This is a genomic window from Kitasatospora sp. NPDC059462, from assembly GCF_042749955.1.
Classification (GTDB): domain Bacteria; phylum Actinomycetota; class Actinomycetes; order Streptomycetales; family Streptomycetaceae; genus Kitasatospora.
Map to the genome: position 1 here is coordinate 1 of NZ_JBHYUU010000291.1, position 6,680 is coordinate 6,680.

Annotated in this window: 5 protein-coding genes and 1 pseudogene; 3 read left to right on the forward strand and 3 right to left on the reverse strand. The window is 71.7% G+C overall.

The genetic code is table 11. From position 1 onward, the window contains the following. Window positions 1-76: 76 nt before the first annotated feature. From ACFXAM_RS36950 to ACFXAM_RS36960, 3 genes are all read right to left on the reverse strand, one after another. Window positions 77-652 carry a TerD family protein gene (locus tag ACFXAM_RS36950; protein WP_380298100.1) on the reverse strand — a complete coding sequence of 192 codons (576 nt, stop codon included), beginning with the start codon at window positions 650-652 and terminating at the stop codon, window positions 77-79. A 183-nt stretch (window positions 653-835) separates the two neighbouring features. Then, window positions 836-1,294, reverse strand: coding sequence for a peroxiredoxin (locus ACFXAM_RS36955; RefSeq protein WP_380298102.1), 459 nt, complete (start codon window positions 1,292-1,294; stop codon window positions 836-838). A gap of 331 nt (window positions 1,295-1,625) precedes the next feature. Next, the gene (locus tag ACFXAM_RS36960; RefSeq protein WP_380298103.1) at window positions 1,626-2,063 is read right to left on the reverse strand and encodes a DUF3052 domain-containing protein; all 438 of its coding nucleotides are present in this window, start codon (window positions 2,061-2,063) and stop codon (window positions 1,626-1,628) included. A 516-nt stretch (window positions 2,064-2,579) separates the two neighbouring features. On the opposite strand from ACFXAM_RS36960, the gene aceE reads away from it, so the two are divergent. The 3 genes and pseudogenes from aceE to ACFXAM_RS36975 all read left to right on the forward strand — a co-directional run. After that, entirely contained in the window at window positions 2,580-5,330 is a 2,751-nt protein-coding gene (aceE, locus tag ACFXAM_RS36965; RefSeq protein WP_380298104.1) for a pyruvate dehydrogenase (acetyl-transferring), homodimeric type, read from the forward strand. A gap of 167 nt (window positions 5,331-5,497) precedes the next feature. Then, a complete protein-coding gene (locus tag ACFXAM_RS36970; RefSeq protein WP_380298105.1) occupies window positions 5,498-5,938 on the forward strand; it encodes a nitroreductase/quinone reductase family protein in 441 nt (146 codons plus the stop codon). An 87-nt stretch (window positions 5,939-6,025) separates the two neighbouring features. Then, window positions 6,026-6,680: pseudogene (locus ACFXAM_RS36975) on the forward strand (hypothetical protein); the annotation flags it as partial.

Here is a 6,680-nt window from a genome sequence, read left to right on the forward strand (position 1 = left end):
GCCGCCGACGCCCTCGCGTCCGCGGCCGCCCCGGCCGTTGGTACCGCTGCACGGGCCGTCACCGGCCCCGCCCGACTCAGACGTTGACGCCGAAGTCCTGGGCGATGCCGCGCAGGCCGGAGGCGTAGCCCTGGCCGATCGCACGGAACTTCCACTCGGCGCCGTTGCGGTACAGCTCGCCGAAGACCATCGCCGTCTCGGTGGAGGCGTCCTCGGTGAGGTCGTACCGGGCCAGCTCCTTGTTGTCCGACTGGTTCACCACCCGGATGAACGCGTTGCGGACCTGGCCGAAGTTCTGGGACCGGTTCTCGGCGTCGTAGATGGACACCGGGAAGACGATCTTCTGGACGTCGGCCGGCACGGTGGCCAGGTTGACCTTGATCTGCTCGTCGTCGCCCTCGCCCTCACCGGTGAGGTTGTCACCGGTGTGCTCGACCGAGCCGTCGGGGCTCTTGAGGTTGTTGAAGAAGACGAAGTTGCCGTCCGAGCCGACCCTGCCCTCGGTGTTGCAGAGCAGGGCGCTGGCGTCCAGGTCGAAATCCGTGCCCGTGGTGGTGCGGACGTCCCAGCCGAGGCCGACCACCACGGCGGTCAGGCCGGGGGCTTCCTTGGTGAGCGAGACATTGCCGCCCTTGCTCAGGCTGACACCCACTGGTCCTCCAAGATTCGGGAGGCACTCCTCGGTGCCCCCGTGGTGCGGTCCGAGACTCCGACGGCGAACCGTGCCGGGCCTCTGACCAGCCAACGAGCCGATCGTAGTGCGGGGTTCCCGTCCGCGCCGGGGAACCGGCCCGACGCGGGCGGGGCGAGGTCCGCGGACGCCCGCGGACCCGGCTCAGAGCGCGCCGAGGGCGGCCAGGTACTCCTGCTCGTCACGGGCGTCCGGCAGGCCGTTCACGACGCTCCAGCGGACCACGCCGGCCTTGTCGATCACGAAGGTGCCGCGCACGGCGCAGCCCTTCTCCTCGTCGAAGACGCCGTAGGCGCGGGAGACCTCGCCGTGCGGCCAGAAGTCGGAGAGCAGCGGGAACTCCAGGCCCTCCTGCTCGGCGAAGACGCGCTGGCTGAAGGGCGAGTCGTTGGCGACGCCGAGCACCTGCACCTCGTCGTTCTGCAGGCGCGGGAGCTCCTTCTGGATCGCGCAGACCTCACCCGTGCAGACGCCGGTGAACGCGAACGGGTAGAAGACCACGACGACGTTCTTGTCGCCCCGGAAGTCGGAGAGCCGGACCAGCTCGCCGTGCTGGTTCTTGAGCTCGAAGTCCGGAGCCTCGGTGCCGATCTCGATGGCCATGCGGGGACCTTTCCCACTCGACGCGACTGGGCCGCGCGGGTGGCGCGGCGAGCGCCATCCTCGCATTCGCCGGGGCCGGCTGGGCCGGACGGGTGAGGGCTGCGCCGTCCGGGACCACCGCTTTCGCCCTGGGCGAACGGTTCGGCCGTCCGGGGCGGCCCGCGGAGCCGGGCGGGACGGGGCGGAGCCGGGCGGGCAGGACGTACGGGCGGGGCGGACGTACGGGCGGGCAGGGCGGCCGGGACGCGGCCGGGACGCGGCCGGCGGGAAAACGACCGGGCCCCGCCGGAGGATGCTCCGGCGGGGCCCGGTGAGGCCCGTCAGGCGGCGCTCAGCGCTTGGACTGCTTGGCGGTCGACTTGGTCGCCAGGCGGGTCGCGGCCCAGTCCTTGGCGATCGCGATCGAGCTGGTCTGGGAGAGCCCGGCGGTCTTCGCGGCGTCGGCGATGTCCGAGGCCTCGATGTGGCCGTCCCGGCCGGTCTTGGGCGTCAGCAGCCAGATCAGGCCGCCCTCCGCCAGGTACTCCAGGGCGTCGACGAGGGCGTCGGTGAGGTCCCCGTCGTCGTCGCGGTGCCACAGCAGGACGGCGTCGGCGACGTCGTCGTAGTCCTCGTCGACGAGATCCGTCCCGGTGATCTCCTCGATGCCCTCGCGGAGGTCCTGGTCAGTGTCTTCGTCGTACCCCAGCTCCTGGATGATCTGGCCCTCTTCGAAGCCGAGACGGTTCGCCGGGTTGGACTTGTCCGCGGGGTCCGCGGTCGCGCTCACGGGAATAACCTCCAGTATTCGGCTCGGCGTCCATGCCGAGGCTGTGGCCGTAGTCCACACGGGCGCGGCGGTTCGCGCAAGTACCCGACCCCCGATCCCCTCCAAAGGTTGACGTGTCGCGCCGGGACACGCCGGGCGACGTGTCGGGAATCACACCGATTTGCCCTTCTCTGCATGGGACAAGGATGCTTCGGGTGGTCCTGGTCCACAGGCCGTACGCACGCCCGAGATGCGAACGGCATTCGGGTCCGCGCGTGCGCGGGCGTAGAGTCTCCTGTTGGCCCTCACCCCACCCGTCCGCCATCGGACGGAAGGGAAACCAGGTCGGACCACCTCTGTTCGTAACACCCGGGGGTGCGCGGCCCGGACGATGCTGTCCGGATCGCACATCACCAGACCGCTCCTTCTGTCAGGGAGAGCGGTTACCGATCGGTAGAGATGACGGATCTCCGAGCGCGGTAGCACGATGGAGGCGGCGCGACACACCTCAGTTTCGACCGACAGTGAAGGAACAGCGTGGCTTCCGGATCCGATCGCAACCCGATCATCATTGGCGGCCTTCCGAGTCAGGTCCCGGACTTCGATCCCGAGGAGACCGCGGAATGGCTGGAGTCGCTCGATGCGGCCATCGACGAGCGGGGGCGTGAGCGTGCCCGTTACCTGATGCTGCGGCTGATCGAGCGCGCCCGCGAGAAGCGTGTCGCCGTGCCCGAGATGCGCAGCACGGACTACGTCAACACCATCGCCACCAAGGACGAGCCGTTCTTCCCCGGCAACGAGGAGATCGAGCGCAAGATCCTCAACGCGACCCGCTGGAACGCCGCGGTGATGGTCTCCCGGGCGCAGCGCCCGGGCATCGGCGTGGGTGGCCACATCGCCACCTTCGCCTCCTCGGCGTCGCTCTACGACGTCGGCTTCAACTACTTCTTCCGCGGCAAGGACGCCGAGGGCGAGTCCGGCGACCAGATCTTCTTCCAGGGCCACGCCTCCCCCGGCATCTACGCCCGCGCCTTCCTGCTGGACCGGCTCACCGAGCAGCAGCTCGACGCCTTCCGCCAGGAGAAGTCGAAGGCGCCGTACGGCCTCTCCAGCTACCCGCACCCGCGGCTGATGCCGGACTTCTGGGAGTTCCCGACCGTCTCGATGGGCCTCGGCCCGCTCGGCGCGATCTACCAGGCCCGGATGAACCGCTACCTGGAGCACCGGGGTATCAAGGACACCTCCGACTCGCAGGTCTACGCCTTCCTCGGCGACGGCGAGATGGACGAGCCCGAGTCGCTCGGCCAGCTGTCCCTGGCCGCCCGCGAGGGCCTGGACAACCTGACCTTCGTGGTCAACTGCAACCTGCAGCGCCTCGACGGCCCGGTCCGCGGCAACGGCAAGATCATCCAGGAGCTGGAGTCGCAGTTCCGCGGCGCCGGCTGGAACGTGATCAAGCTGGTCTGGGACCGCAGCTGGGACCCGCTGCTCGCGCAGGACCGCGACGGCGTCCTGGTGAACAAGCTGAACACCACGGTGGACGGCCAGTTCCAGACCTACGCCACCGAGTCCGGCGCGTACATCCGCGAGAACTTCTTCGGCGGCGACCTGCGGCTGCGCAAGATGGTCGAGTCGATGACCGACCAGCAGATCCAGCACCTGGGCCGCGGCGGCCACGACCACCGCAAGATCTACGCGGCGTTCAAGGCGGCCCGCGAGCACAAGGGCCAGCCGACCGTCATCCTGGCGCAGACCGTCAAGGGCTGGACCCTGGGCCCCAACTTCGAGGGCCGCAACGCCACGCACCAGATGAAGAAGCTGACGGTCGAGGACCTGAAGCGCTTCCGCGACCGGCTCCACCTGCCGATCACCGACAAGCAGCTCGAAGAGGGCTACCCGCCCTACTACCACCCGGGCCGTAACTCGGAAGAGATCCAGTACATGCACGACCGCCGCCAGGAGCTGGGCGGCTACGTGCCGACCCGCAAGGTGCGGCCGCGCCGGCTGGAGCTCCCGGGCGACGACGCCTACAAGGCGGTCAAGAAGGGCTCCGGCAACCAGACCATCGCCACCACCATGGCGTTCGTCCGGCTGCTCAAGGACCTCATGCGGGACAAGGGCATCGGCAACCGCTTCGTGCCGATCGCGCCCGACGAGTACCGCACCTTCGGCATGGACTCGCTGTTCCCGTCGGCGAAGATCTACAACCCGCTCGGCCAGACCTACGAGTCGGTCGACCGCGATCTGCTGCTGGCGTACAAGGAGTCGCCCACCGGCCAGATGCTGCACGACGGTATCTCCGAGGCCGGCTGCACCGCCTCGCTGATCGCCGCGGGCTCGGCCTACGCCACCCACGGCGAGCCGCTGATCCCGGTGTACGTCTTCTACTCGATGTTCGGCTTCCAGCGCACCGGCGACCAGTTCTGGCAGATGGCCGACCAGCTGGCCCGCGGCTTCGTGCTCGGCGCCACCGCCGGCCGCACCACGCTGACCGGCGAGGGCCTGCAGCACGCCGACGGCCACTCGCACCTGCTGGCCTCGACCAACCCGGGCGTCGTCGCGTACGACCCCGCGTACGGCTTCGAGATCGCCCACATCGTCCAGGACGGCCTGCGGCGGATGTACGGCTCCAGCGAGGAGCACCCGACCGGCGAGGACGTGTTCTACTACCTCACCGTCTACAACGAGCCGATCAAGATGCCGGCCGAGCCCGAGAACGTGGACGTCGAGGGCATCCTCAAGGGTCTGCACAAGTACGCGGCCGGCACCGCTGGCCAGATCCCGGCGCAGATCCTCGCCTCCGGCGTGGCCGTGCCGTGGGCCCTGGAGGCCCAGCGGATCCTGGCCGAGGAGTGGAACGTCAAGGCCGACGTCTGGTCCGCGACCTCCTGGAACGAGCTGCGCCGCGACGCGGTGGAGGCCGAGGAGTTCAACCTGCTGCACCCCGAGGAGCAGCAGCGCGTCCCGTACGTGACCAGCAAGCTCCAGGGCTCCGAGGGCCCGTTCGTCGCGGTGTCCGACTGGATGCGCGCGGTGCCGGACCAGATCGCCCGCTGGGTGCCGGGTCAGTGGCAGTCGCTGGGCGCCGACGGGTTCGGCTTCGCCGACACCCGTGGTGCGGCCCGCCGCTTCTTCCACATCGACGCGCAGTCCGTCGTGCTGGCCGTGCTCACCGAGCTGGCCAAGCAGGGCAAGATCGAGCGCAGCGCGCTGAAGGACGCGATCGACCGCTACCAGCTGCTCGACGTGGCGGCGGCCGACCCGGGCGCCGCGGGCGGCGACGCCTGAGCCGGTAGCCGGTGGTCCTGAGGGGCCGGTCCTCCCGACGCGTGCGGGAGGGCCGGCCCCTCGGCCGTTCCCCCGCTGTGACTCCGGTCACAGCCGCTTGAACCTCACACCGGTGTCAGCTCCTAGGCTCGTCCCGACGAACCGGACCGCCGAGGAGGGTCACCGAGATGAACGCCGCCCACCCCCAGCCCGCCGACGGCGGGAACGACGACAACCGCACCGTGATCGCCGAGTTCCGGGCGGCCGGGGGCGTGGTCGGCGGCGACTTCGCCGGCCGGAGCCTGCTGCTGCTCACCACCCGCGGCCGGCGCAGCGGCGAGTCCCGCACCACCCCGCTGGTCTACCTGCGGGACGGCGGGCGGGTGATCGTCTTCGCGCTGAACGGCGGCGCACCGGCCGACCCGGCCTGGTACCGCAACCTCGCCGAGAGCCCCGAGGTCACCGTCGAGCTCGGCCCGGACGCCTTCGCCGCGCACGCCGTGCCGCTCGACCCGGCCGAGCACGAGAGCCTCTGGGCCCGGCAGATCGAGGCCGAGCCGCTGTTCGCCGAATTCCGCGCCCGAACCACCCGGGCCGTCCCGCTGGTGGAGCTGCGACCGGCGGCCTGAGCGAGGTCGGCGCCAATTCCCTCTTAACCTTCCCGAGAGTCACGCTTAAGGTGTCCTTCCAGGGGGCGAGGGGAGGGGGCCGGTATCGTGCGCGCACCGAGGACGGGGGCCTTCCCCCTGGCATTGCTGGTCGGGGTGACGACCGGCGCCCTGCTGTCCCAGCTGCTGCCCGCTCCGGAGGAGCTCGGCGGGCCCGCGGTGGCCCTGCCGGCCGCCCCGGACCGGGGCCTGGCCGACCTGCTGCCGGGACCGGCGCCCGCCCCGGGCGGCTCACCCCCTCCCGGCGCCCCGGCCGCTCCCGGTGCCCCCTCCGGCCCCGTCGACCCCGGGAATCCCGGCGGCGCCGGTGCACCGGCCGCGCCCGAGGAGCCGGGGGCGGCGACGGCCGGGGACCCGGCCGCGCCCCCGTCGTCCGGCCACGAGCCGACCGCGCCGGCCGCCCCCGGGGGCCGGACCTCGCCCGGCAAGGGACCGGCCCTCGGGCTGGTCTCCGCCGAGGTGCCGCCGTCCACGGCCCCGACGACCTCCCCGGCGCCGGTCGCCCCGGCCCGCCCGACGGTCCCCGCCTCCCCGCTCGCACCGCCCGCCGCCGGCCCGGCCGGCGGCGGCGCGCCGACGGCCACCGGGACCCCGGCGCCCCCGGCTCCCGAGCCCACCAGGACGGCCCCCGCGCCGCCGCCCTCCCCGGCGCCCGGCGGGGGCAGCCACTTCGGGCCGACCCAGGTCCTGCCCTCCCCCACGC